The sequence below is a fragment of the Providencia rustigianii genome (genome assembly GCF_900637755.1).
GTDB classification, from domain to species: Bacteria; Pseudomonadota; Gammaproteobacteria; order Enterobacterales; family Enterobacteriaceae; genus Providencia; species Providencia rustigianii.
Genome location: NZ_LR134396.1, coordinates 3625566 through 3652349, shown reverse-complemented (window position 1 = coordinate 3652349; position 26784 = coordinate 3625566). Strand labels below are relative to the sequence as shown.

Below are 26784 nucleotides of genomic sequence, written 5' to 3'. Positions count from 1 at the left end.
AAGTGTGAAGAATGGAACATAAGCGATAAAAAAGCTCCTCTTATTAGGAGGAGCTTGGTGCGAAAATAGAGTTATGTGGGATGCTAGGATTTGGTTCGATCACTTTTTAATGAGTGGGTGAGCGCTTCCTGACGGATTTTCGCAGCTTCATTTGGTTTATGAAGTTTATCATAGGCATCTGCCAGCCATGCAGCATCGTATGCATCGAAGCGCTGTGCTAATGCAGCTTTAAAGTAGCTTTCTGCTTTTTCCCACTGAGCATGTTGTAGGGCAATCTGCCCTAACGTGCTATTTAATAGTGCAGTGGCTCCAGCATGCTTAACTAAGCCCAGCAATATTTTTTCTATGACTTCTGGTTGTTCACTGTTGAGTTTTGGAACTAACAGCAACAGACGCTCATCATATTGCTGCTTCAAGCCATCTACGATTATTTTTTCTGCGCTAACTGTATCGCCACATTCAATTAAATGTTCCGCTAAAAAAGCTTGCAGAGGAATTTCATGGCGCACTTTTCGTGGCTGAGTTTTCCACCATTTTTTCAAGCCATCACTGCCACTTTCAGCCATAAATTGGTTCATTAACCCTTTGTAAGCTTTAAGTTTTAGTGACTCTAGTTCATCTTCACTGTGTAACTGAACCTTTGCCATAATAGGCAGTAATTCTATTAACGCTTGATAGGCACCTGAACTTAAGTAGGCTTGTTCTGCTAAACGTAAAATGGCAGGGTGGCGTGGTGCTTGCTCAAGGAGTCGGTCGATACCATTACGTGCCGCATAAATTTCACCTTCAGCAAGCTGAATTCGTACTCGGCTAATATCCACGGGCAGTTGGTCTCGGCCTGCCGCTTCCGCAGCACGATCTAAGTATTGGTGAGTGCGGTAGCTGTCACCGCGCTGTTGAGCTGCTTCTGCGGCCATCAGGTAGTTAATTACGGGCTGTTGAGAATAGTCAGCGTGCTTACTCATTAATTTCTCAACTTGCTCTAAGTCCCCTTCAGCAAGCTTCAATAATGCTTTTTGGGTTTGAGTATGTGCTTTATGGTATTTATGGCCAGTTAACCAACCTTTAGTGCGGGATGTTGTACTCATAAAACGGCGGTAACACCATCCAAGGAATAGCAGCACAAACTGTAGCAGGATAAAACAGAGGACTAGGCTAGTCACACTGGTTGTGATGTCGTAATCGTCAGTGCGAATAAATACGTAACCCTGATGCCCAGCAAGTAGTGGACCTAAGATCACTCCCGCAATTAAGACGATAAAGAGAATAAATACTTTAATCATAATTACCCCTTATTCTCAGGGGATTTCGCCGCGTCAGTAACTGGCGCTGCTGCGGCAACTTCCGGTGTTTCGGTGTGAGTTTGAGCGTCAGCTGGAATGGCGGTATCAGCGGCGATGTCACTCTCTTTTTTTACTGCTTGCGCTGCGGCATCGACAGCTTCACCCGCAGGATTATCCGACTGTGAGAGTAAATTGCGTACACGGGTTTGCATCAGTTTTTCGAGTTTCGCTTGGCTCTCTAATGATTCAGGCATGTCTACATCTATTGGTTGATTGATTAGGTCATCCAATTCCGTTAAAAATGCTTTGGTTGCAGGTGCTTCGACATCAAAGTAAGCGCGTACCCATGTTGATGCTTGTTCAAGAGATTGTTTGTACGTTTCTTCTTGGTAGCGAGGTACAGCTTGAGCCGCAATTAATAGCTGAGAGCGGATATTTTCACGCAGATAAATATCTTGGTTGGGCGCGAGTAATGGAGCTTCAGAACCATCACGGGCACGTACGGTAATAAAGTCACTGGTAAAACTTTTCCAGCTGCGTGCTAAATTTTGTTGCCAATCTGAAATATCTTCACTGATATCCGTATTCGCTTCTTCTGGGGCATCACCATTATTGAGATCGGCAAGACGCAGATTATCCACCTCATTACTGAGTTGATTTAAACGTAGGATAATCCCATCGTAATCGATTTGGTTGATGGCAGCTAAGCGAGCCATATCACTAGAAATGGCTTTACGAACATCCAGCAAACTTGGGTCATTCATTTCTGCAAGGCTGGTATCGGCACTTTTTAATAGCACCGCTGCGGTTACAGGATCATGGTCATTCCACAGTTTACGACCGGCCATTTTTACCATGAAATCTGCTTGCGCGATCAGCCAATTTTTGACATCAGAACTGGAGAGGGAAGTCACGTGGGCTTGCAGTTCTTGCATCCGACGATTGAGTTGCTCTTCATAGTCGCGCGCATGATTTTTCAATTCTGTATTTGTTGAAATCAGCGCATCGACACGCTGCCGGTCTGCATTTTGCTGTTCGATTAACTCACTAATTTGCTGCTTGAGTTGGTTATTATCATGGACTAATTGCGAATTACTTTGTTGAGTAAAATAGTACATTCCGCCGCCTATAACGACGAGGATCGCAATGGCGATCGCACTGACTGCAAGACCAGAACGTTTTTGCTTTGAGGATGTGGAGGTTTGGTGAGTATCCTGTTTCTCCGTGCTCACTTCTTCATCGTTAACCTTGTCGGCTGTTTTGTCTTGTTCCGTCATAAATTAGCATCCCATGTCGGTTGAAATTAATGCTTCAAGCAAAGCAGAATTATCTGCGCTATTGGATACGCAAACTCTGCGCCAGCCATTTTGGCGAGCCTGCTCTGCAATTCGTTCGCTGACAACCAGCAGTCGGCGGGAAAACCACCATTGTTTCATGTTTTCAGCGAGTAATTCGTTAAGTAAAGCTAACATTTGACCACTGGTAATCACGATGTCAGTGATATCAGCGTGAAACCATTTTTGGTTGAATTCTATCTTGTCGTATTGCACTGGGTGTCTTGCATAGCATTCGCAATACTCGACTTCAGCACCCCGGGCTTTTAATGTTGAGGCGAGCAGTTCTCGTCCCCCATTCCCGCGCAGTAGCAAAGCGCGTTTTCCTGCTAAACATTGGAGATCAGGATGTGTCAGTAACACTTCACTGGTTTCTCCACTTTCAGCCCAGCGGATTGGTTTACCTGTAATTTGCTGAAAATAGTGCCCTGTTGAGCGACCTATACCATAATAGGATAACTTATCTGACCAGTTCCGTCCTGTTTGTTGCAATCTTAAATTCGCATACCAGACTGCATTTTTGGATAAAAGAAAAACGAGGTCATTTTCTGATAATCCATCAAGGTGCTGTGATAGTAAATTTAACTCTGCACCCGCACCGATTTTAATCAGAGGGGAGGCATAGGCTTCGTTCCCTGTTGCATTGATTGCTGTTATTAGCTCCGAACCGGATGGCTCGGGGCGAGTAACAAGGACTCTCATGCAGGTGGATTCCCTTTATAGACTTCTGCAAGAATTTCACGGGCACCTTTATCCAGTAATTCTTCGGCTAAGGCGATGCCCGCTTGAGTCGCGTGTTCAGGTTCGACGAGACGTTCGCCTCGTATTACGGTGCTACCATCTGGCGCGCCGACTAATGCACGTAACCAAATTTTGTTATCTTGCCAAATGGCATAGCTACCGATGGGAACTTGGCAGCCACCTTCTAGGCGCATATTCATTGCGCGTTCCGCTAAAACACAAATAGATGTTTCATCATGATTAAGTTTAGCGAGCAAATCGCGAGTACGCTGGTCATCAAGACGGCATTCGATACCGACAGCACCCTGACCGACTGCAGGAAGAGACAGCTCTGGTTCTAAGGCGGTTTTAATTCTTTCGTCAAGCTCTAAGCGTTTTAACCCTGCAACGGCCAAGATAATTGCATCATATTCGCCGTTATCCAATTTTGATAGGCGAGTGCCGACATTACCTCGTAAGTCACGAATGACTAAGTCTGGGCGTAGTTCTTTCAGTTGGCACTGGCGGCGTAGGCTCGAAGTACCCACAATGCTACCGGCGGGTAATTCGTCAATATTGGCGTAGTGATTTGATACGAAAGCATCCCGAGGGTCTTCTCGCTCACAAATGGTTACTAAGCCTAAACCCTCAGGAAATTCAACAGGCACATCCTTCATGGAATGCACGGCAATATCAGCACGACCTTCTAATAATGAAAGCTCTAATTCTTTGACAAATAAGCCTTTTCCACCCACTTTGGCTAGTGGAGTATCTAAAATGATATCGCCTTTGGTGACCATCGGCACAAGCTCAACCTGTAAATTAGGATGCAGCTGCTCTAATTTTGCTTTCACAAAATAGGCTTGCCATAAGGCGAGAGGGCTCTTGCGTGTCGCGATACGTACGATATTTGTTGAAGTCATTTCACTGTTTTCTCTGGCGAATATTGCCGCAGATTAACCATATATTTGGCGTTAGTTTTAACATGTTAGCGGTCATTTTTCCAGTTGCTCACTGGATAAGCATTTTTAGGGCATCATTCTTTGATGTGCGTGGCGAGTTAAATTTTCTTTAAAAGGGGGATTTCGATACTCGAAAAAGGAAAAAACAGATAAAAAAAGGATCTATCTAGCAAATTCATTTAGCTATTTGTGCTATTTATTAGGTCTTACCAGTCCGAATTTTCTCAACGTTTTGTTGAAGCGTGCAAGCGTAGACCCTGTGCGCATTGAACTTAATGCCCTATAAAATTGATTTTGAATTGTACAATATCAAAGGATGATATTATTCCATTGAAAAACAAGGGATATTTCACCATTACAAAAATAAAAAGTCTTTTTATACAATATGTTGAAAAATTATTTGTACTAAAAATCAGCGGGAAAAATAATGTGATCTACTTTACCCTTTTGCTGCAAGGTGTTAAATTGATCACGTTTCCGACAATTCATTTGAAAAGTAATTTAAGTTTTTCTCTATCTGTTGGGTGCTGGGAAAAATCCCAGGTATGTCATTACATTCATTCAGTCAGGCGTAACCTTTGTACCTCTATATTGAAACTTTAAAACAAAGACTTGATGCGATAAACCAGCTTCGGTTGGAGCGTGCGACGGCATCTATGAGCGAAACCTTTTCGAAGGTTTATAGCCTATTGCCTGTTTTGTTTCATTATCATCATCCAATGATGCCAGGTTATATTGAAGGCAATGTCCCTCATGGCGTGTGTTTTTTCTCTCCAGATTCCGATCAGCTTAAATGGCTGGAACAATTCGAACGCTTCCTCCCAATAGACAACCAAGCCAACGGTGAACTGCCTATTACAGGCATTTATTCTATGGGGAGCACTTCATCTATAGGACAAAGTCACTGTTCTGATATCGATGTTTGGGTTTGCCATCCATCGTGGTTAGACCATGATGAAAAACGCCTTCTACAGAAAAAATGTACGCTTATCGAGCAGTGGGCTGCATCTTTAGGGATTGATGTTACAGTCTTTTTAATCGATGAAAACCGTTTTCGCCATAATGCCAGCGGGCATATTGGTGGTGAAGATTGCGGTTCAACCCAGCATATCCTGTTATTGGATGAGTTTTATCGTACCGCAGTTCGTATGGCGGGAAAACGTCTGTTATGGACGATGGTTCCTGTTGAAGAAGAGCCTCACTACGATGAATATGTCATGGGATTGTATGCGCAAGGGGTTCTCACGCCTAATGAGTGGCTAGATTTAGGTGGTTTGGGTGAGCTTTCTGCGGCTGAGTACTTTGGTGCGAGTTTATGGCAACTGTATAAAAGTGTCGATTCCCCCTATAAAGCGGTATTAAAAAGTATCCTTTTAGAGTCTTACTCATGGGATTATCCCAACGGTAAATTATTGGCAATGGAGTTCAAGCGCCACTTACATGCCGGTGAAATTGTCTGTTATGGGCTAGATTCCTATTGTTTGATGTTAGAGCGTGTGACTCGTTATCTAACGGAAATTAACGATTTAACGCGTTTAGATTTAATTCGCCGCTGCTTTTATCTGAAAGTCTGCGAAAAACTTTCTGAAGATGACGGAGATCAATGCTCAGGCTGGCGTCGTGATGTGCTTTCCCAATTAGTGGAATCGTGGGGATGGAGTGCAGAGCGTTTAGCGGTATTAGACAGCCGTAATCAATGGAAAATTGAGCGTGTTCGTGAAGCTCACAATGAGCTACTCGATACCATGATGCAAAGCTATCGTAACTTGATCCGCTTTGCTCGCCGTAATAATTTAAGTGTTAGTGCTAGCCCTCAGGATATTGGGGTATTAACCCGTAAGTTATATGCTGCATTTGAAGCACTGCCAGGTAAAGTAACACTGGTGAATCCTCAAATTTCTCCAGATCTTAGTGAACAGCACCTGACGTTTATTTATGTACCCGAAGGGCGTGCAAATCGTAGTGGATGGTACTTATACAATCAAGCTCCACAGGTCGATGCGATTATTGGGCATCAACCATTAGAATATAACCGCTATCTGAATAAACTGGTGGCGTGGGCGTATTTTAATGGGTTACTGACTGAAAATACCCAAGTGTATATGCACCACGGTAAATCACAGTGTGATGAACGTAAGCTACTTGAGTTAATGCATGACGTTTCTAGCCACTTCCCAATTAGATTGCCAGCACCGACCCCTAAAGCGCTGTATAGCCCTTGTGAAATCCGCCATTTAGCCATTATTGTTAACTTAGAAAAAGATCCTACACAGGTTTATTCTGAGCAAGTAGTACATGTGGATTTCAGAAAGCTGGATATTTTTAGTTTTGGTGAATCTCAAAATTGCTTAATTGGTAGCATTGACTTGTTGTACCGCAATTCATGGAATGAAGTGCGTACCCTGCATTTCAGTGGTGAACAGTGCATGCTCGAAGCGCTTAAAACGATTTTAGGCAAAATGCATCAGGATGCAGCGCCACCAGAAGCCGTAGAAGTCTTCTGCTATAGCGAGCATTTGCGTGGGTTGATTCGTACTCGTGTACAACAATTAGTTTCTGAGTGTGTTGAATTGCGTTTATCCAGTAACCGTAATGAGCCTGGTCGCTTCAAAGCATTACGAATTGCTGGGCAAACATGGGGGCTATTCTTTGAGCGTTTGAATGTCTCTGTGCAAAAATTGGAAAATGCAGTGGAATTCTATGGTGCTATTTCCCATAACAAATTGCATGGCTGGCCAGTGAAGTTACAAGCCAAAGGGGATAACTCTCTACCTGCGGTTGTGGATGGTTATGCCAGTGAAGGTATTGTCCAATTTTTCTTTGAAAATACCCCTGATAATACCGGCTTTAATATTTATGTACTGGATGAGGCCAATCGCGTGGAGATTTATTCCCATTGTGAAGGCTCAAAAGAAGATTTAGTTCGCGATGTCAGCAAATTCTACTCGTCTTCCCATGACCGTTTTACTTATGGGGCGAATTTTATCAACTTCAATCTACCTCAGTTTTACCAAATTGTCGTCCAGGATGGCAAAAGCCAAGTAACGGCTTTTTCGGGCGCCACATGGCCATTTACGCCAGAAGATGAACATGAGATAGATCATGCGCCTCAGCAGAATCAAACTCAGCCTCAGCACGCACAATATTACTAATTTTCTATTATTTTAACCGCAGACAGAGCGGATTAATTAGCCTCTGTCTGTGTAATTAAAAAGAAAATGGAGTGTGGCTTTGGAAGGTAATCGCATTACCTAGCATCGAGAGAAATTCTTGACCAGAACGGTCGCAAATCCACTTACCATCTTGATAATTATAGTGATAGCCGCCTTGTTTAGTCGCTAACCAGATTTGGTGAAAAGCTTCTTGTTTGTTGATGATAATTTTACTGCCATCTTCGAAGCTTAGCGTCATAACGCCACCATTGATTTCGCTATCAATATCGGCATCGCCATCATAATTATCAATATGCTCTTCAATTGAACTCAGTAATTGCTCTGCTAACTGATGAAATTCACTATCGTTCATAGTCTGTTTCCTGTTTATATTTTTATTTAGCCGAAATTATAGGGTTGAATAGGTTCAAGGGTCAAACTCGTCATTCTCGAATGCCGAGATGCCATTTGAATTATTTAACGTATATAATATTAATATGTTTGATAAACAGGCGTGATTTGAAAAGCGACACCTGTTACTGTGTGAAATATCAGATCTCAAAATTTAGTCTTACAGGCGAAACACAATGAAAAAAAGTTTATTTGGGCTTAGTGCACTGATCGTTTTATTCACCCTAACTGGCTGTGGCTTAAAGGGCCCTCTGTATTTTCCGCCTGAAGAAAGCGTTGAGACTCCAGCAAAATCAGCACCTCAAGCTAAAGCGCCAAGCAGCTCGACCCAAGAGCCTGCTGCGGCTACGAATAAACAGTAAGCCGCTGTTATGGAACGAGAAATGCAGTTCTCAAAAATGCATGGTTTAGGCAATGATTTTATGGTGGTCGATGGCGTTACTCAGAATGTCTATTTCTCACCAGAACTGATTTGCCGTCTTGCTGATAGGCATACTGGAGTCGGTTTTGACCAGCTTTTATTAGTCGAAGCGCCTTATGACCCGGATCTCGACTTTCATTATCGTATTTTTAACGCTGATGGAAGCGAAGTTGCGCAGTGTGGAAATGGTGCGCGTTGTTTCGCTCGCTTTGTTCGCCTGAAAGGGTTAACGAATAAACAAAAAATTAAAGTTAGCACACAATCCGGACGAATGACCCTCACTATTAATGAAAATGATGACGTGTGTGTCAATATGGGGGAGCCAGAATTTGAGCCTCAAAAAGTCCCATTTCGCGCGGTAAAAGAAGAAAAGACCTATATTATTCGTGCGCAAGAACGTACAGTGTTATGTGGTGTTGTTTCAATGGGAAATCCCCATTGCGTTGTCCAAGTGGAAAGTGTGCAGACCGCAGAAGTTGAGGTATTAGGTCCTGCACTTGAAAGCCACGAAAGATTCCCAGAGCGCGCAAATATCGGTTTTATGGAAATCGTGAGTGCTGAACATATTCGTTTACGTGTGTATGAGCGTGGCGCTGGGGAAACACAAGCCTGCGGTAGTGGTGCGTGTGCTGCGGTAGCAGTCGGTATTGGGCAAGGTTTACTATCGAAACGAGTTCGTGTCGACTTACCGGGTGGTTCTCTCGATATTAGTTGGGATGGCCCAGGTACGCCGTTATATATGACTGGTCCTGCAACCCATGTTTATGATGGAGTGATCCAAATTTAATCTTGATCGAGTAAAGAGGGAAATAATGGAGAAGAGTGAAAGCGTACCAGACATCGCTCATGGAATAGATGAGCAGGATGTGGTGCAATATTTAAAACAAAACCCTTATTTCTTTATCCGCAATGCGGCTCTTGCTGAACAACTCAAGGTTCCTCATGCCGTTCAGGAAGCCATTTCGCTGCCTGAATTGGTGATGAGTACACAGCGTCAAAAAATCAAAAATCTTGAACAAGATATCCGTTTTATGGTGGAACAAGCCCATGAAAATGGACAACTGTTCGATGAACTTCTCTATTTAGTCATTGAAATGTCATCTGCAAGTAGCTTGCGAGAAATGCTATTTTCGTTAAATCGTTGGGCGAAGAAACTTGGGCTGTCAGGTGCAACCGTGCGCTTATTTAACGATTGCTGGCGGTTATCAGCCCCGTTAGATGCATGTGATTTGATGATAACTCGACGGGTATTTGAGCCAGTCAGAATTCAACGGTTTGGTAGCGATCTTAATTATCTTGGGCGCTTAAACGGTCCAGAAATCCAGTTATTACTCCCAGATGCCCATAATGTCGGGTCGGTCGCTATTTCACTGTTTGGTCATCACGGAGAGTCTGGCATGGTGATTTTCACGAGCCGTGACCGTGATCATTATCAACAAGGAATGGGAACCGTGATGCTGGAGAAAGTGGCTCAAATTCTACCGAGGTTATTATGCCAGTGGATAGAACGTCTGTAGAGTCTCAGCCTGAAGGGCTGATGACCCAAGTGGAAGCCTTTTTACGTTATTTACGTGTTGAACGTAGACTAAGCCCTGTGACTATCACTAATTATCGCCGACAGTTGAGCGCAGTCTGCCAAATCCTTGATGAGCTTAAAGTCAGCCAGTGGCAACAATTAGATATTGCGATCGGACGTAATATCGCCGCAAAAAGTCGCCGTACAGGTTTGCAAGCGGCAAGTATGGCACTTCGCTTGTCTGCACTGCGTAGTTTTTGCGATTGGATGGTAGAGCAAGGTGAACTCCCCGCAAATCCTGTTAAAACTATTCATGCACCGAAAGGCAAAAAGCGTCTCCCCAAAAATATGGATGTGGACGAGGTTTCCCAATTGCTGAATATGGATAGCGGTGACCCTCTCGTCGTTCGTGATAGAACCATGTTAGAGGTGATGTATGGTGCGGGGTTACGTCTTTCCGAACTTGTTGGGCTGGATGTGAAGCATCTGGATCTGAATTCTGGTGAGGTTTGGGTCATGGGTAAAGGCAGTAAAGAACGTCGGATCCCCATGGGAAAAACGGCGGTCAACTGGTTAAAGCGCTGGTTAGAGATGCGTGAACTTTATGATCCTGAAGACGGTGCTGTTTTTATTTCGACACAAAGTGGTAAACGAATTTCTAACCGTAACGTGCAAAAGCGTTTTGAACAGTGGGGAATTAAGCAAGGGGTGAATAGCCATATTAACCCCCATAAATTGCGCCACTCTTTTGCTACTCATATTCTCGAATCAAGTGGTAATTTACGTGGGGTACAGGAGCTATTAGGTCATGCTAACCTCTCCACGACGCAGATATACACCCATCTTGATTTCCAACATCTTGCCAGTGTTTATGATGTGGCTCATCCGCGAGCAAAGAGGGAGAAATCGTAATGCATTTTTACCGTCCTTTATCACCGATCAAAGCCATCACTTTTGATTTGGATGACACTTTATACGATAACCATCCGGTGATTGATAAAACAGAAGCTGAAGTTTTACGCTTTATTCGCGAATATGACCCACGCTTTCATCATTTCACTAATGATGACATTTATGCATTTCGCTATTTAGTGGAAGAACAAGAACCCAGTATTTGCCATGATATTACGCGCTGGCGTTGGTTATCCGCTAAAATGATGCTGTGCCATTATGGCTATAGCAGAGAGGATGCTTTAAAAGGGGCGGATGACATTATGGCGCATTTTAATTATTGGCGTAATCAAATCCATGTCCCTGAATCCACGCATCAAATATTGGCTCAGTTAGCACAAAAGCTACCATTAGTGGCGATCACTAATGGAAATGCAGAACCCCAAGCTTGTGGGTTGGGCGACTATTTTGAATTTGTGTTAAAAGCGGGTCCTGATGGGCGCTCAAAACCTTTCTGCGATATGTATCACCTTGCTGCTCAACGCTTAAATCTTGAGCCTAATGCCATTTTACATGTGGGTGATAATTTACTGACAGATGTTGAAGGTGCAATTAATAGCGGGATGCAAGCATGCTGGATTAATACTGGCGATAAGACCCTGATGGAAGAAAAAGAGGTTCGTTTATTACCTCATGTTGAAATTTCTAAGTTGGTTTCTCTCTTGTCATTGGTATAATCCTTTTTCTGTATAAAAACACAGTGGTGTAAGCCACTGTTAGATCGTTTCCAGACCTATAGGGCTTGGAAACAGATCTTTTTGGGTGTGAAAATAAACGAGGAAAATCAATTTATTGATTTTCGACTGATAACACAAAGAGGGAAAAACCACGCTTTTATCCCTCTTTGTCAGCAACCTCACAGTGGTGTAAGCCACTGTTTTGCTTTGATGGTAACTATGGACGTCTCATATCTGCTCGAAGGTCTTAATGACAAACAGCGTGAAGCGGTTGCTGCTCCGCGCACTAATTTACTGGTACTTGCGGGTGCGGGTAGTGGTAAAACGCGCGTATTAGTACACCGTATTGCTTGGCTAATGTCGGTGGAAAATGCATCTCCATTTTCGATTATGGCCGTCACATTTACCAATAAAGCTGCCGCAGAAATGCGTCATCGTATCAATCATTTAATCGGAACTAGTGAAGGTGGGATGTGGATTGGTACTTTCCATGGTTTAGCTCACCGTCTGCTACGTCAGCATTATTTAGATGCGAATCTTCCACAAGACTTCCAAATTTTGGACAGTGATGACCAATATCGCTTGATCCGCCGTTTGCTCAAAGCCATGAATTTGGATGAAAAACAATGGCCACCCCGCCAAGGGATGTGGTACATCAACGGTAAGAAAGATGAAGGATTACGACCTCAACATATTGAAAGTTACGGTAATCCAGTTGAGGCAACTTGGCAGAAAGTGTATCAAGCTTATCAAGAAGCTTGCGACCGTGCAGGGCTGGTGGATTTTGCCGAATTACTGCTAAGAGCACATGAACTCTGGTTGAATAAGCCTCATGTTTTACAACATTATCGTGAACGTTTTACCAATATCTTAGTGGATGAGTTCCAAGATACCAATAGTATCCAATATGCTTGGATCCGCATATTGGCAGGTGATACGGGTAAAGTGATGATTGTTGGGGATGATGACCAATCTATTTATGGTTGGCGTGGCGCTCAAGTGGAAAATATTCAGCGCTTCTTGAATGATTTCCCCGGCGCAGAAACGATCCGTCTTGAGCAAAATTACCGTTCTACCAATAATATTTTGAAAGCAGCAAACACACTGATCGCCAATAACAGCGACCGTCTAGGTAAGAATTTATGGACGGAAGACGGTGATGGTGAGCCAATTTCTCTCTATTGTGCATTTAATGAATTAGATGAAGCTCGCTATGTGGTTGGACGCATCAAGCAGTGGCATGAAAATGGTGGTGCATTGCAAGATTGCGCCATTCTTTATCGCAGTAACGCCCAATCCCGTGTGCTGGAAGAGGCGTTAATTCAAAGTGCTATGGCATACCGGATTTATGGTGGCCAACGGTTCTTTGAACGCCAAGAAATTAAGGATGCATTATCTTATTTAAGATTAATTGCTAACCGTAACGATGATGCCTCTTTCGAGCGCGTTGTGAATACTCCAACTCGTGGAATTGGTGAGCGTACGCTAGATACGGTTCGCCAAACGGCACGGGACCAGCAGTTAACCCTCTGGGAAGCTTGTGAATATTTACTTCGTGAGCAAGTCCTCGGCGGAAGAGCTGCAAGTTCTATTGAACGTTTCCTTGAATTAATCGATGCCCTCGCTAAAGAAACCCAAGATATGCCGCTGCATGTTCAGGCTGATCGCGTGATTAAGGACTCAGGCCTGCGAGCGATGTATGAGCAAGAAAAAGGGGAAAAAGCCCAAGCGCGTATCGAAAACTTGGAAGAGCTGGTTAACGCCACCCGTGATTTTAGTTATCAAGATGAAGACCAAGACTTAATGCCACTACAGGCATTTTTATCTCACGCTGCGTTGGAATCTGGTGAAAGTCAGGCGGATGTGAGCCAAGATGCCGTACAGCTAATGACGCTTCACTCAGCAAAAGGGCTGGAATTCCCTGTTGTATTTATGGTGGGCGTGGAAGAAGGCATGTTCCCAAGCCAAATGTCGATGGATGAAAGTGGTCGCCTTGAAGAAGAGCGTCGCCTTGCTTATGTGGGAATTACCCGTGCGATGGAAAAATTGACCATCACTTACGCAGAAAGCCGCCGCTTATATGGCAAAGAAGTTTACCATCGTCCTTCACGGTTTATTGGTGAGCTGCCGACGGAGTGCGTGGAAGAAGTTCGCTTAAGAGCCACAATTTCTCGTCCTGTTAGCCATCAACGTTTAGGTACGCCAATTAGCCAAAATGATTCTGGCTATGCATTAGGGCAGCGAGTGATGCACCCTAAATTTGGGGAAGGCACCATTATCAATCTTGAAGGTAGTGGGGAGCATTGCCGCCTACAAATTGCTTTTCAAGGGCAAGGGATTAAATGGCTGGTGGCATCTTATGCACGGCTAGAAAATATCTAGCTATTGTGAGTAAAATGAAGCAGAAATAATGTTTAATTTCTGCTTCATCCTTTCATATAAATAAAAATTTAAATTAAATCATTGTGACTAAAACTAATGTTCATTTTATTTATATTTTTATTATCTAATATATTAAATATAAATTAGTTATTTTTATATTATTAAAATAAAATTCATGTTCTTTTATTTTAAAGGGATTTTTATACATGAAAATTGATTTTGATTTGAATTATTCAAAATATGAAAGATTAAGTAGTCTATTAAACTCAGTCGAAAATAGAATTGATAAAATTAATAAATTAAGGTCTTCCTTAGATAAACAGATGGGAAGGGAAATATCTAAATATCAATTTGATACTTCTATTGCATCAGATGGGGTAATAAATGCCTATCAAATGAAAATGTTTATTGTAGGTGCAAAATTTTATTCGTTTAAAGAAAAATATGATCTTACGTTAAATTCTATTTCAGAAATGAAAAGTACCATATTCAAAGATAAGGCATTATTTAATAATGGAAAAAATAATCAAGAGTTTAATAACCAAGATAATGCGATTAATGAAAATCAATATGACATTGCTTTAGATGCAAGGAAGGAACGAATTTTAGCTGCAAAAGTGTCACAAAAAATGTCGAATAATTATAAATATACATTGCCGAACGCAATAAGAAGAAACATTGTTAAGCTAAACAATGAGTCTGAGCATATTAATAATGCATTAGCTGAAATTGCAGAGTTAAAAAAAGAGATAATCAATGATTATATTCAGAAAAAACAAAATGCGTTGAATAGTGAAGTGTTGGCACTAAGGAATACTACCCATAGTGGGGATTCATTGATTAGTGAACAAATTTCAGAATTTAAACCTAGTGATGAAAGCAGTTCATTGATAAGTATAGACACTCCGATACAGGATCAAAAACTAAATAGTCATCGAGTATGCTTGGGTAGAACGGCTATGTGTGGAGCGACACACTAACCCTATAATTTTGTAGATTGGACTAGGTGGCTCTCCTGCTATGGTGAGCCCTTTTAATATCTATAATGGTATATATTTACTTTTATATCAAAGTGATAAATATTATTTTATCAAAGCTTATTCTTAGTATTAATTATCGATATATTTGTTGAATCATCAAGATTCACGTTTTTAATTTTAATTTTTTCTGATAATAAAGTATAAAATATTACCTAATAACCACTCTTAGATTCATCATGTCCATCGATAAACTTATTGATTCACTTGCCTCACAAGGTTGGTATGTGTGGGATGATTTTCTTGATTTATCAGACGTACAGGCTATTAAAAAATGTATTCCCGAAACGTTGCAAGATGCACGCATTGGCTATCAAAGTACATTACAAGACAATAAAGGGATACGTGGAGACCAAACTGTTTGGCTCGAATCGAATATGGGGGCACCAATTGTTCGCTATCTGGATAAAATGGGAAGCCTGCGTCAGGAGCTGAATTATCAGTTATTTTTAGGATTGCGTGATTTTGAGACTCATTTTTGTCGATATCCAAATGGCGGGTTTTATAAGAAACATGTGGATAATTTTAAAGGGCAAGGGCGTCGTAAAATCACCACGGTACTCTATATGAATGAGTCATGGCAACTGGGTGATGGTGGTGAGCTAGTGATGTATGATTTACAAGATAAAGCGCTATTTAAGCTAGAACCACTAGCGGGTCGTATGGTGTTTTTCTTATCAGAAGATTTTCCCCATGAAGTTCTGCCTACCCAACAAAAGCGTGAAAGTATTGCCGGTTGGTTCCTAACCGAAAAAATACTGTAACCCTTTCTCGTCTATGCCGCCTCTGCAAAGGGGCGGGCTGTAATTAATAATCCCAATAATAAAACTAAAAGTTGTATATGAATTATGAGTTTATTTTTTTAAATTAATTCCGTTATTTTAAAGTTATTATCTTGGTACTCAGTACTGCTGCTAGGTAGTTAATTGGAGAACCACAGATATATTGTGGTTCCCCATAACTTAGTTAACTCGTTTAAACTCATTCCCAACAAACGTTATTGATGCATTTCCACGCTCAATCTGATAGTGAGAATGATGACGTTGTTTATCGAGATCCGTTCTCTGTTGAGATTGAAATTCACTGAGCTTCCAATGGATTAACTCTTTCGCTAGCCTCTTATTTGCATGTTGGCTACGCTCTGATTGGACTTTCACACTAATCCCTGTTGAGACATGCTTGGCACGTACCGCAGAACAGGTTTTATTCACATGCTGGCCACCAGCACCTTGAGATTTCGTAAATTCATATTCGATTTCACTCTCTTCTAAAGGCTGGATAGGCGAAAACGCAATCACGCTGATAAACCAGTTTTTGCGTTTATGACGTGGTCGTAAGGGGCTTTGGCATTGCCATTGAACGGTTCCACTCCACACGTTGACCAGTTGCTCGCTCTGTTTCCCCTCTAAGGAGACTAACAAGGACTTTAACCCCTGTTTTGAGGGAAAAGATTCCAACACATCAATTTGAACATCTAACAAAGCGGCCTCTTTTAAAAAGTAGGAAAAAGCTTTTTCCACGGCGATGCAACATTCATCCGGCCCTTGAGCTGAGGAAAATTGTAATAATGTCATTAGCAATCTCCGCTCGTTTTATAGGTGATCACCGGCGCTAAGCGGGCAATAACCTGAATGATGCCGACGTTTACCATGCTTTCGATAACGGACTCAATGGATTTATAGGATTGCGGTGCTTCTTCATAAATCAATTGTTTGTTTGCACAAATAACGCGACTGCCCAAGGCGGTGCGAGATAGCTGTAACGGCGTATAACGATGAGATAAACGACCTTTACATTCTGCTCGCATCCATTTTCGTCCTGCGCCATGGGCAAGGGAATTTAAGCTTAAATCACTGGCAATCGGTGCGACTAAATAGCTGTAATCACCTCGAGAGCCGGGGATAACCACGAAACCTCTATCTGATGGCGTGGCACCTTTGCGGTGTAGCCAGCCGTCAATACCGTCGATACGACATGGCTCTACAAGATTATGATTGAGACTGAAACGCTGCTCTCCAGATGTCTTAACTTGTTGCATCATCCTCAGTCCAATTAATTGGCGGTTGATTTGTGCGAACTGTAGTGCGTCTTGGTGTGCGTTGAGGTAAATTTCAGCATCATCAGATTGCTCATCCAGCCCATTATGACTATGTTGTTCAACATGTTGACGTAGAATGGATTGCCCTAAACCACGCGAGCCACTGTGTACGAGCAACAATAATTTTTGTTTATCAAGACCGCTTTGCTCAAACAGCGCTTGGTTTACGATTTTATCGACGGACTGGAATTCCGCAAAGTGGTTACCGCCCCCAATGGAACTGAGGGATGCCATAAAATCATGGGACTTCATGAACTCAGGAACGAGCTCATCTAGCCACTCCAATGGTGCATGATCCGTCATTTCAGACAGCTGTTTTTCCAGCTTATCCAAGTTAACTTTGGCACGCTTAATATCGGTTTGGAACAGGCTCATGCCACAGCCGATATCGTTACCCACCAACGCCGGATAGAAGCGTTTAGCAGAGAAAAATGCAGCACCAATTGGGTAGCCACGCCCAGGGTGTAAGTCAGGCATGCCGACCACAGAAACCATGTCGGGTAAATTAGCGGTTATTTGTAATTGCTGGATTGCTTTACTTTCAATCCATGTAGATTCTGTCGCGATATAACGGATATGTTCGCCCACAGAATGAAGGGTATTGCCCATAAGCTATTAAACTCATTTTTAATGTGAAAAATAAGGTGATTAGCAGGCAAATTTTGAGACGATAGCTGAACTAACGTTTAAAACGATTTTTAACGTCTAAGACTATTTCTGGTTCTGCCCGCAAAGAGTTTGATTAATTGTTGTCATGATGAACCTCCTTGCAGTGAATTGATTGAATGAATGAAAACGCGGCGGATAGTAACGAGAACATTTTTCTTTTGCAAGAGGGAAGGGAAAAAAAGTGTAAAATTAATCTTTATCCTAACGTAATTAATAAATGAGAAATTAATTATTTTCATGATAAATAATAATGAAAAACTCAAATTTATATTTAATTCTAGATTTGAATATTATAAAAATATTTCATTAAGATAAGCGCAAATAGGTATATTTTCACTATTTTAACTTTGCTACTCTTTTGCTGGGTGCTTGATCTTGCTCAGTTCAAGCATTTATTTTTGGTCTGGGAAAGAAAAAGCCCCGTTAGTGATATTCACCAACGAGGCTGCACTCCCAACCAGACAATCGGGAGTGTGCCTCTTAATAAAAAAGAGGTCAAGGAGAAATGACAAAGTACGCAATGATAGCGGTAGTTTCTATTTGCGTAACAATATTGGGTTGCTCATTTTTAATAAAGGATAGATTAAGCTATTTGCATATTGATAATGACAATACAGTTGTTCAGGTGAAATTGGATTACGAAATCAATTAATCATCGAGTAGGGAAATTAAATCGATTTAACCTAAATTAATTCAGTTTAATGACAGTTAATTTCCCACTCTTTCTTCTTTTTTATTACCGGTTGGGATATCAAGCACCCAAACTAAAGTGCCCCAATATAATTGGGGCACTTTTACTATTTTAACTAATTAAAAAACTACGAAGCGATATGAACGGTTTTTCCACCCACAATAGTACGTAATACTTTTACATTCTCTATATCGTCAGCAGGGATCTCAAACACGTTGCGGTCTAGAACGATCATATCTGCAAATTTACCCGCCTCAAGTGAGCCTAAAACGTCTTCACGATGTTGCGCATAGGCTGAATCAATGGTCGCTGAACGTAAAACCTCGACTACGGTCATATCACGGTCGTTATCCAGTCTTGGGGCTGGCTGGCCATTAATATCACGGCCACGGCGGGTTGCTGCGACTTTCAAATCATACCATTCATCGAAATCATCAATTGGCCAGTCGCTACCAAAAGCAACAACGGCACCCGCATCAATGAATTTTGCGATAGGTTCAAGTTGTTCAAAGCGAGTTTCACCCAGCATATTTTTTTCAAAAATTGCTAACTCTGGTGTTGGTGCAGCCCATTGGAATGAGAGGCAAGCAATAGTTTTTAAACGCGCAAAGCGCTCATAATCTTTTGCATCAACTAATTCATTATGTGCTAATCCTGGACGGATATCTTTTTCAGGATGGGCGGCACGCATTTTTTCAATGGCATCTAAGACGATGGAAACCGCGCCTTCACCTACGGTATGTAAGTGAGGATCGTAGCCCGCAGCAGCAATTTTTTCGAGAAGTTCATCAAGAATTTCAGCCGTAAAATACAGGTCACCGTAGTTATCAGTTTCTACCCAATTAGGTGCGCTATCTGTCCCTTTATTCACACGGTATGGCTGTAATAATGATGCGGTCATGGTTGGATATTGCAGCACGCCGTCCACGAACATTTTGATATTACGCAGACCAATTCCCGGTTCAGGAGTCCATTGTGCTTGGTGCCATTTCTTCGCAAATGCGACGGCTTCATCGACTGCAGCTGCAACAGCAGCGACATTTGGCGTATTATCTGGAGTAATTTCACGGGCAGCTTGAAAGCGTAAAGTGAGATCGCCACGTTGCTGTAACTGTGCAAAAGCTTCAAGTTGCTGTTCAGAAACTCGCGCATCCATCACCATGGTAACGCCTTGTTGATTGAGAACTTTTTGGACTAATTCGGCGACTTCGACAGCCTGATCTGCACGAATTGAAGGGATGCTATCGGCAGCACGCATTGCAGGAGCATCTTCCAAAATACCGTTAAGTTCACCATTTTCATATTTACCGATTTTGCCATCTGCTGGATCGGGGGTTTCTTTAGTGATGCCAAATAATTTTAAGGCACGGCTATTGGCTAATAAGGTATGGCAGTCATTGGAAAATAGTACCACTGGGCGCTTTGTATTGAGCTTGTCCATATCTTCACGGTACATATCAATACCTGCTGGTAACATGCCTTGGCGTAACCATGCAGTGACTTTTAGCCAGTCATTTTCGCCGGTACGAGGATCTTTATCGAGGTGATCTTGCACGCGCTGTAAAATTTGGTCGATAGTCAGGGATTCATAATTTAGGTGACAACCGAACAGCTGGATACCGCCCCAAAACGGGTGCATATGTCCATCAATAATCCCCGGCATCATCATATTACCTTCAAGGTCGATGCTCTCGGTTTCTGGACCAACATATTGATGTAATTCGTCTGAAGTCCCTGTTGCAAGAATATAACCTTCTTTTAAGGCGATAGCGTCGACAACACTATTCTGACTGTCTGCGGTATAGATATAACCGTTGAAATAAATAACATCAGCAATTTTATTATTCATCGTAAACCGTCTGTATCAAGGGCTCGTTAGGAGCCAGAATTAAAAAAATAACGGGGAAGGCTTAGCTTCCCCGTAATCATTAAGTCGAATAGTAAAAATTAATTAATAATCATCTCGGTTTCGGCGTCAGAAATAGCCGGAGGACGACGAGTAAAACCATGAGTCAGAAGCGTGAGGTAACCTGCCCCTGCTGCTAGCCAGCATAAGCCAACAGTGAAGGCTTCTGCATCTAGACTTGTCCATAACCATAAAGTGAGTATGACACCAATGGATGGCATGACTAAGCAGGTCAGCAATTTGGTGCTATCAAGAGGGGCTTTGCGGTCGATATAAAAATGTTTAATCACCGACAAATTCACAAAGGTGAATGCGATTAATGCCCCAAAGCTGATCATGGATGCCACCATGCTCAGTGACAATACCAGCGACAACAATGACGCCACCGCAACAAAGATAATCGAATAAATTGGTGTATTCAGACGTGGATGCAAGTAAGCAAAGAATGAACGCGGCAATACGCCTTCACGGCCCATTGCGTAGAAAATACGCACAATACTTGCTTGTGAGGTCATTGCAGACGCAAACACACCGATGACATAGGCGGTGATAAAGCTAGATGCCATTAGAGATGCGCCGATAAGCTGCATTTTAGCGCCAACGTTTTGCATCACTGCGAGACTGGCGACATCCGTATTCGGAATGAAGTCTTGCCACATCGGGTACATCAAGTGGGCACCGTAAGAAATGGCAATAAACATCGCACCGGCAATAAAGACCGTATACAGAATGGCTTTTGGTAATGAGCGACGCGCATCCTTGGTTTCTTCCGCCATGGTTGAAATAGCATCAAAGCCTAAAAACGCTAAGCAGAGCACGGCTGCTCCAGCAAATAATCCGGAAGCTTGTGAAGACATTACCGTTAGCGGAGCCATTAATGCATCCATGTCCAAGACAAATGCGTTTTGGAAACAGATATATAAAAAGACAGCGATGAAGACAAATTGCATCAGAATTATCAGCATATTCATCCAAGATACCAATTTGATACCCAAAATGTTCATTAAGCTGACAATGGCAATTGTGCTACAAATAATGACTGGCATTGGAATATTAGGGAGAGCTTCGTGGACAAAGATCCCAATTGCAATGTAGTTGATAATCGGTAGGAATAGATAATCGAGGAGCTGTGCCCAACCGACTAAGAATCCAAGAGTACCACCAAAGGTTTTTTGCACATAGGAGTATGCGGACCCAGAAAGAGGGAGCGCGCTCGTCATGCGGCAATAGCTCATAGCAGTAAAAAAGACAGCAGCGAGTGTAATTAAATAAGCGATAGGCAGGTGCCCTTCACTTAATACAGTCACTTGTCCATAGGTGGTGAAAATTCCGAGAGGCACCATATAGGCCAGCCCGAAAAACACTAACGCAGGGGTGGTCAGTACACGTTTCATGTGAACGGTATTCTGTTGCATTTTGAAGCCCTTCCCAAAAGCCCTTAACAACGTCAGCTCTTTCTGAATAGACAGGCGGAGCGAACCTAAAATGCAGCCATATAACGGAAGCTATAGCACTACATGTTTTTGTATTTTTTACATACTTAAATGAATTAATTAGGTATGTGGTAGAACGCCTTGTATTCAATTTCAGAAAACCTCGCACCAGGGCAGATATAAATACCTGACATCGTGCGCACTTTAATGAAACGTCAGTAATGAATCGGACCATTACCATCCGCTGGGGTGAATACAAGCGGCGTACAATATAATTATCAAGTTACTATTAAGCAATCATTTATTTCTATAAATAAATATACTGTTTTATTTCAATGAGTTGATGTATTTAGGGTATAAGTTGATTTTGAATAAAATTAAGTTAAATATGAATTATTATTTGTATAAAATCAAGTATTGATTTTTAGATTAACCAATTGAATTTATTGAATAATTTATTTTTTATTTAAATTTTATAATGATGCAAAGAAATGATAGAGGGTTATTTGCTAATAAACAGGTTAATTGTATTAATTAAATTAACGAATAAAGTTCCATTTAATGAAACGCTGACCTTAATATAAATTTAATATTAAGGTCAGGATTTATTTTAAATAGCATTTATGGTTGTTAGCGCCATAAATTAGCAAAATTAATGTTGTTTTCGTCTTAGCTTTTGTTGGGTATATAATGCATCTAAAGTAAATAAAATTAATGCAACCCAAATAAACCCGAATGTAATTAACAATTCTTGTGTCATTACCTCACCATACATAAAGACCGCCAGTAAAAACATAATACTTGGGCCTAAGTATTGGAAAAAGCCCAGAGTGGAAAGGCGTAAATGGTTAGCAGCTTCAGTAAAAAGCAATAAAGGAATTGTGGTAATGATACCCGCTGCAATCAACAATAGGTTTAATGTCCAGCTATTCATTGTCATATTACTTGTTGGGCTATCTGCAAAGAATAACAAGAAGATAACGCCAACAGGGAGTAACCATAGGGTTTCAAACGTCATACCTGTTTGTGCGTCAACACCCAGTTTTTTGCGTAGTAGCCCATAAGTGGCAAATGTAACTGCAAGGCTTAAACCAATAATTGGTATTGAACCAAATTGCCATAGTTGGATCAGAACCCCAGTGAGAGCCAGTGCTACAGCAACCCACTGCATTCTACGAAAACGTTCATGCAAAAATAGCATACCGAACAAAACGTTAACTAATGGGTTGATAAAATAGCCTAAACTGGCTTGTAGCATATGACCGTTGTTGACTGCCCAGATATAAATCAGCCAGTTAGATGCGATAGTGACCGCAGTAACACCTAAAACTAATATTTTTTTAGGTTGTTTTAATACTTGGCGGAAATAGCTCCAGTGACGCGAGAGCGTGAGCAGTATCAACATAAAGAAAAATGACCAGATAATACGGTGGGTCAAAATCTCTTCGGCGGGGACTTCTTTAATCGTTTTAAAATAAATAGGGGCGACACCCCAAATAAAATAGGCGCCCAAGGCACATAATACGCCTTTGGTAGTATTTTGCTGGCTCATGAATAGCTCTGAAATTGATATAAAGTCAAACTGAGAGACCGAGGCCAATACGTTTTTTGGCTCGATTTGTGATGCCATTAATGTGACATCGCTCAGGTTTTTTTACAAGCTATTAGTTAATGAGGTTATTAATTATTTGCCAAATTGTTTCATCCAATTAAATAGGTGGCTGTGGCTGTGGCAATATGCTGATTTTTTTCATTATGTAGTTCACAGCGAGTCACGGCGATCTTATTACCATCGCGTAATAGACTGGCACTGGCGATAAAAACCTCACCTCTGCCGGGACGTAAATAATCAACACGCAGGTCGATGGTCCCCATTTTTGACATCTTATCTGCAATCTCTTGATGAACGAGAGGCTCGATACGTTTCAGGATACGATTGATGCATACCATGCCACCTGCGACATCTAAGATAGAAGCAATTACGCCGCCGTGTAAAATATTTTGGGTAAAATTACCAATGAGTTCAGGGCGATTCTTGACAGACAGTTGTACAAAGTCATCGCTTATTTGCAAAAGTTCAATACCGAGTAGCTGGTTAAAAGGCATTCTATAGATAAATGCATCACTCATGAATTTACTGGCTTCATCGAAAGTATAGATACGGTCATTCATTGGCTAGATCCTGTCTGAAATGTTAATGATAAGTTACCATTATGTTTGTGGTAATATCTATAAAACAAATGAATAATCTTGCATCAGGTAATCATTTTTAGGTGTAAAATACGACAAACTTTTTTTATTGCTGCTGAAATAGGAATGGCGAATGCGCGCTTTACAAATGTTGTTGAGTTTTGTGCTCTGTTTCTGGTCTGCTTCACTTTTAGCCACAGAAAATACCGACGAGCCTGAACAACAAAGTACATTAGAAAATATACCGGTTCGAGGGAGTGTCATCTCAGGGTTACTGCAAAATTATGATAACCCGTTTGTATTGTATCCCTATGAGTCGAACTACATTATTTATACTTATACTTCATCGATTAATAAACAAGCAATATCCAGTTATGACTGGGGTAAAGATGCTTTAAAGGATGAAGTCAAATTCCAATTAAGTTTAGCATTCCCTATTTGGCGAGGCATTGCAGGGGAAAACTCAGTTTTGGCGGCGTCTTATACACAACGCTCTTGGTGGCAATTAAGTAATAAAAAAGAGTCGTCACCGTTTCGTGAAACCAACTATGAGCCGCAAATTTTTGTCGGTTGGGCGTTGGATAATGAGTTAGCGGGTTGGACATTGCGTGAATTCGAAACGGGTTTTAACCATGAATCAAATGGCCGCTCAGATCCAACTTCGCGTAGTTGGAACCGTATTTATGCCCGTGCGATGGCTCAAAATGGTAACTGGCAGGTGGAACTGAAGCCTTGGTATCGCATTCCAGAAAGTGAAAGTAGCGATGACAACCCAGATATCAACAAATATCTCGGATATTACCGTTTGAAAGTGGGTTATGCTCTTGGGGATAGCGTACTGACTGCCGCAGGTCACTATAATTGGAATTCGGGTTACGGTAATGCAGAGTTAGGCTGGAGCTATCCATTGACGAAACATGTGAGACTTTATACCCAGTTATTTAGCGGTTATGGTGAGTCAATGATAGACTATGACCACCGCCAAACCCGTTTCGGGATCGGCGTAATGCTCAATGATATGATGTAATCTGAGCAGACATCCCTTAAGTTTCAGGGTAATATCTTGCCAATAGCTGCTCCTATCGAGCAGCTATTTGTTTCAATCTGTAGAGGAAATTCGTGTCTACCGCTTGCGTGCTCAATCAACTTTCACTGGCTGAAAATGTGCTAAACAGTACGTTTGGCTACCAATCATTTCGTCCAGGACAAGAAGCTGTCATTGGAGGGATCCTTGATGGTCGCGATTGCTTAGTTTTAATGCCAACCGGTGGCGGTAAATCTCTCTGCTATCAAGTTCCTGCATTGGTTAAGCCGGGCATTACGTTGGTGGTATCGCCGTTAATTTCCTTGATGAAAGATCAAGTTGATCAACTTAAGTTGCATGGCGTTGAAGCTGCTTGTTTAAACTCTTCGCAGACCCCACTTGAGCAGCGCCAAATTATGGAATTATGTGCAGAAGGGCGAATTAAACTTCTGTATGTGGCGCCAGAACGGTTACTGACGGACTATTTTTCTCAGCAGCTTAGCTCGTGGAATATTACCCTTTTAGCGGTAGATGAAGCCCATTGTATTTCGCAATGGGGGCATGATTTTCGTCCAGAATATCGTGCGTTAGGCCAATTACGGCGCACATTACCCAATGTCCCAGTGATGGCGCTGACAGCGACGGCGGATGAAGCTACGCGCACGGATATTATTCGTTTGTTGGAATTGAACGATCCTTTAGTGCATGTCAGCAGCTTTGACCGTCCAAATATTCGCTATACGTTAGTTGAAAAATACAAGCCGTTAGATCAGCTCTGGTTTTTTATTAAAGGGCAAAAAGGTAAATCTGGCATTGTGTATTGCAATAGCCGCACTAAAGTAGAAGAGACTGCTGAACGTTTACAAAAGCGGGGTCTGAGCGTTGCGGCTTATCATGCAGGGTTGGATAACGCCCAGCGTGAGTGGGTACAAGATGCCTTCCAAAAAGATAACTTACAGATTGTTGTAGCAACTGTGGCTTTTGGAATGGGAATTAATAAATCGAATGTACGTTTTGTGGCTCATTTCGATATTCCTCGCAACATTGAAGCTTACTATCAAGAAACAGGGCGTGCCGGACGAGATGGTGTCGAAGCTGAAGCCATTTTATTCTACGACCCCGCAGATATGGCATGGCTGCGTCGTTGTTTAGAAGAAAAGCCTGCGGGTATGCAGCAAGATATTGAACGACATAAATTAAATGCCATTGCTGCTTTTGCGGAAGCTCAAACTTGCCGTCGTCTTGTCCTGCTCAACTATTTTGGTGAGAATCGCCAGCAACCCTGCGGCAACTGTGATATCTGCTTAGATCCGCCAAAACGTTACGATGGGCTGATGGACGCACAAAAAGCTTTGTCCTGTATTTATCGAGTGGGGCAACGTTTTGGGATTGGTTATATTGTTGAGGTGCTGAGAGGCGCAAATAATCAACGTATCCGCGAATTAGGTCATGATAAATTACCGGTATACGGTATTGGCAAAGAGCAAAGCAATGAACATTGGGTCAGTGTGATCCGCCAATTAATCCACCTTGGCATGATTACGCAAAATATTGCGCATTTTTCTGCTCTACAATTAACTGAAGCCGCAAGACCGATACTGCGTGGGGAAATGCCTCTTCAATTGGCAGTGCCAAGAGTTTTAGTCACAAAAAGCCGGAATCAACAAACGAAAATTTATCATAGCAATTATGATAAGAAATTATTTGCCAAACTTCGTAAGTTACGCAAATCGATCGCCGATGAAAATAATATCCCGCCATTTGTGGTGTTCAACGATGCCACATTGATTGAAATGGCAGAACATTGCCCAACCCGACCCGTTGAGTTATTACTGATTAATGGGGTTGGAGAACGCAAGTTAGAACGTTTTGGAGATGCGTTTATGTCGCTGATCCAAGACCACCTAGAAGGCTATGAATGAGGATA

The 26784-nt window shown here is 41.9% G+C and carries 22 protein-coding genes; 11 read left to right on the top strand and 11 right to left on the bottom strand.

The window, feature by feature from the left end:
- Window positions 1-83: 83 nt before the first annotated feature.
- Genes hemY through hemC form a run of 4 tightly spaced genes read right to left on the bottom strand, consistent with a single transcriptional unit; the run spans window position 84 to window position 4260 of the window.
- Window positions 84-1283, bottom strand: coding sequence for a protoheme IX biogenesis protein HemY (hemY, locus tag EL244_RS16770; RefSeq protein ID WP_126462429.1), 1200 nt, complete (start codon window positions 1281-1283; stop codon window positions 84-86).
- Window positions 1284-1285: 2 nt separating this feature from the next.
- On the bottom strand, window positions 1286-2560 hold the full coding sequence (gene hemX, locus EL244_RS16765; RefSeq protein ID WP_126462426.1) for a uroporphyrinogen-III C-methyltransferase: 1275 nt from the start codon (window positions 2558-2560) through the stop codon (window positions 1286-1288).
- Between the two features lie 3 nt (window positions 2561-2563).
- Window positions 2564-3319, bottom strand: a complete 756-nt coding sequence (locus EL244_RS16760) for a uroporphyrinogen-III synthase (protein WP_126462423.1) — start codon at window positions 3317-3319, stop codon at window positions 2564-2566.
- On the bottom strand, window positions 3316-4260 hold the full coding sequence (gene hemC / locus EL244_RS16755) for a hydroxymethylbilane synthase (protein WP_126462421.1): 945 nt from the start codon (window positions 4258-4260) through the stop codon (window positions 3316-3318). Before hemC ends, EL244_RS16760 begins: the two co-directional genes overlap by 4 nt.
- A gap of 617 nt (window positions 4261-4877) precedes the next feature.
- Between hemC and EL244_RS16750 the strand changes: the two genes are divergently transcribed.
- The gene (locus tag EL244_RS16750; protein WP_115164777.1) at window positions 4878-7451 is read left to right on the top strand and encodes a class I adenylate cyclase; all 2574 of its coding nucleotides are present in this window, start codon (window positions 4878-4880) and stop codon (window positions 7449-7451) included.
- A 55-nt stretch (window positions 7452-7506) separates the two neighbouring features.
- Here EL244_RS16750 and cyaY read toward each other — a convergent pair whose 3' ends face one another.
- On the bottom strand, window positions 7507-7824 hold the full coding sequence (gene cyaY, locus EL244_RS16745; protein WP_006814596.1) for an iron donor protein CyaY: 318 nt from the start codon (window positions 7822-7824) through the stop codon (window positions 7507-7509).
- 214 nt (window positions 7825-8038) lie between these two features.
- On the opposite strand from cyaY, the gene lptM reads away from it, so the two are divergent.
- The 8 genes from lptM (at window position 8039) to EL244_RS16705 (ending at window position 15610) form a co-directional block, all read left to right on the top strand.
- A complete protein-coding gene (lptM, locus tag EL244_RS16740; RefSeq protein WP_006814595.1) occupies window positions 8039-8224 on the top strand; it encodes an LPS translocon maturation chaperone LptM in 186 nt (61 codons plus the stop codon).
- A gap of 21 nt (window positions 8225-8245) precedes the next feature.
- Entirely contained in the window at window positions 8246-9070 is an 825-nt protein-coding gene (gene dapF / locus EL244_RS16735; RefSeq protein WP_039854887.1) for a diaminopimelate epimerase, read from the top strand.
- Window positions 9071-9095: 25 nt separating this feature from the next.
- Complete coding sequence (locus EL244_RS16730; RefSeq protein ID WP_126462418.1) at window positions 9096-9800, top strand: DUF484 domain-containing protein; 705 nt, start codon at window positions 9096-9098, stop codon at window positions 9798-9800.
- Complete coding sequence (xerC, locus tag EL244_RS16725; protein WP_269471767.1) at window positions 9776-10711, top strand: tyrosine recombinase XerC; 936 nt, start codon at window positions 9776-9778, stop codon at window positions 10709-10711. The genes EL244_RS16730 and xerC overlap by 25 nt, the downstream gene beginning before the upstream one ends.
- Window positions 10711-11427 (top strand): 5-amino-6-(5-phospho-D-ribitylamino)uracil phosphatase YigB, encoded by a 717-nt coding sequence (gene yigB / locus EL244_RS16720; RefSeq protein WP_006814591.1) that lies wholly within the window; start codon window positions 10711-10713, stop codon window positions 11425-11427. The genes xerC and yigB overlap by 1 nt, the downstream gene beginning before the upstream one ends.
- 219 nt (window positions 11428-11646) lie before the next feature.
- Window positions 11647-13809 (top strand): DNA helicase II, encoded by a 2163-nt coding sequence (uvrD, locus tag EL244_RS16715; RefSeq protein WP_039854886.1) that lies wholly within the window; start codon window positions 11647-11649, stop codon window positions 13807-13809.
- 206 nt (window positions 13810-14015) lie between these two features.
- Window positions 14016-14789, top strand: coding sequence for a hypothetical protein (locus EL244_RS16710; RefSeq protein ID WP_126462415.1), 774 nt, complete (start codon window positions 14016-14018; stop codon window positions 14787-14789).
- 236 nt (window positions 14790-15025) lie between these two features.
- Window positions 15026-15610: a 2OG-Fe(II) oxygenase gene (locus EL244_RS16705; RefSeq protein WP_126462412.1), complete on the top strand. Its 585-nt coding sequence runs from the start codon at window positions 15026-15028 to the stop codon at window positions 15608-15610.
- A 198-nt stretch (window positions 15611-15808) separates the two neighbouring features.
- Here EL244_RS16705 and prfH read toward each other — a convergent pair whose 3' ends face one another.
- From prfH to EL244_RS16670, 6 genes are all read right to left on the bottom strand, one after another.
- Entirely contained in the window at window positions 15809-16420 is a 612-nt protein-coding gene (gene prfH / locus EL244_RS16700) for a peptide chain release factor H (protein ID WP_126462409.1), read from the bottom strand.
- Window positions 16420-17553: an RNA ligase RtcB family protein gene (locus EL244_RS16695; RefSeq protein WP_126462406.1), complete on the bottom strand. Its 1134-nt coding sequence runs from the start codon at window positions 17551-17553 to the stop codon at window positions 16420-16422. The genes prfH and EL244_RS16695 overlap by 1 nt, the downstream gene beginning before the upstream one ends.
- Window positions 17554-18431: 878 nt before the next feature.
- Window positions 18432-20153: an amidohydrolase gene (locus EL244_RS16685; RefSeq protein ID WP_126462403.1), complete on the bottom strand. Its 1722-nt coding sequence runs from the start codon at window positions 20151-20153 to the stop codon at window positions 18432-18434.
- A 98-nt stretch (window positions 20154-20251) separates the two neighbouring features.
- On the bottom strand, window positions 20252-21625 hold the full coding sequence (locus tag EL244_RS16680) for an APC family permease (RefSeq protein WP_006814583.1): 1374 nt from the start codon (window positions 21623-21625) through the stop codon (window positions 20252-20254).
- A 670-nt stretch (window positions 21626-22295) separates the two neighbouring features.
- Window positions 22296-23195: an EamA family transporter RarD gene (gene rarD / locus EL244_RS16675; RefSeq protein WP_126462400.1), complete on the bottom strand. Its 900-nt coding sequence runs from the start codon at window positions 23193-23195 to the stop codon at window positions 22296-22298.
- A 149-nt stretch (window positions 23196-23344) separates the two neighbouring features.
- Window positions 23345-23815 carry a thioesterase family protein gene (locus EL244_RS16670; RefSeq protein WP_006814581.1) on the bottom strand — a complete coding sequence of 157 codons (471 nt, stop codon included), beginning with the start codon at window positions 23813-23815 and terminating at the stop codon, window positions 23345-23347.
- A gap of 151 nt (window positions 23816-23966) precedes the next feature.
- On the opposite strand from EL244_RS16670, the gene pldA reads away from it, so the two are divergent.
- Together pldA and recQ are read left to right on the top strand one after the other, a co-directional pair.
- A complete protein-coding gene (gene pldA / locus EL244_RS16665) occupies window positions 23967-24860 on the top strand; it encodes a phospholipase A (RefSeq protein WP_126462397.1) in 894 nt (297 codons plus the stop codon).
- Between the two features lie 92 nt (window positions 24861-24952).
- Window positions 24953-26779 (top strand): ATP-dependent DNA helicase RecQ, encoded by a 1827-nt coding sequence (gene recQ, locus EL244_RS16660; protein WP_126462393.1) that lies wholly within the window; start codon window positions 24953-24955, stop codon window positions 26777-26779.
- Window positions 26780-26784 lie beyond the last annotated feature (5 nt).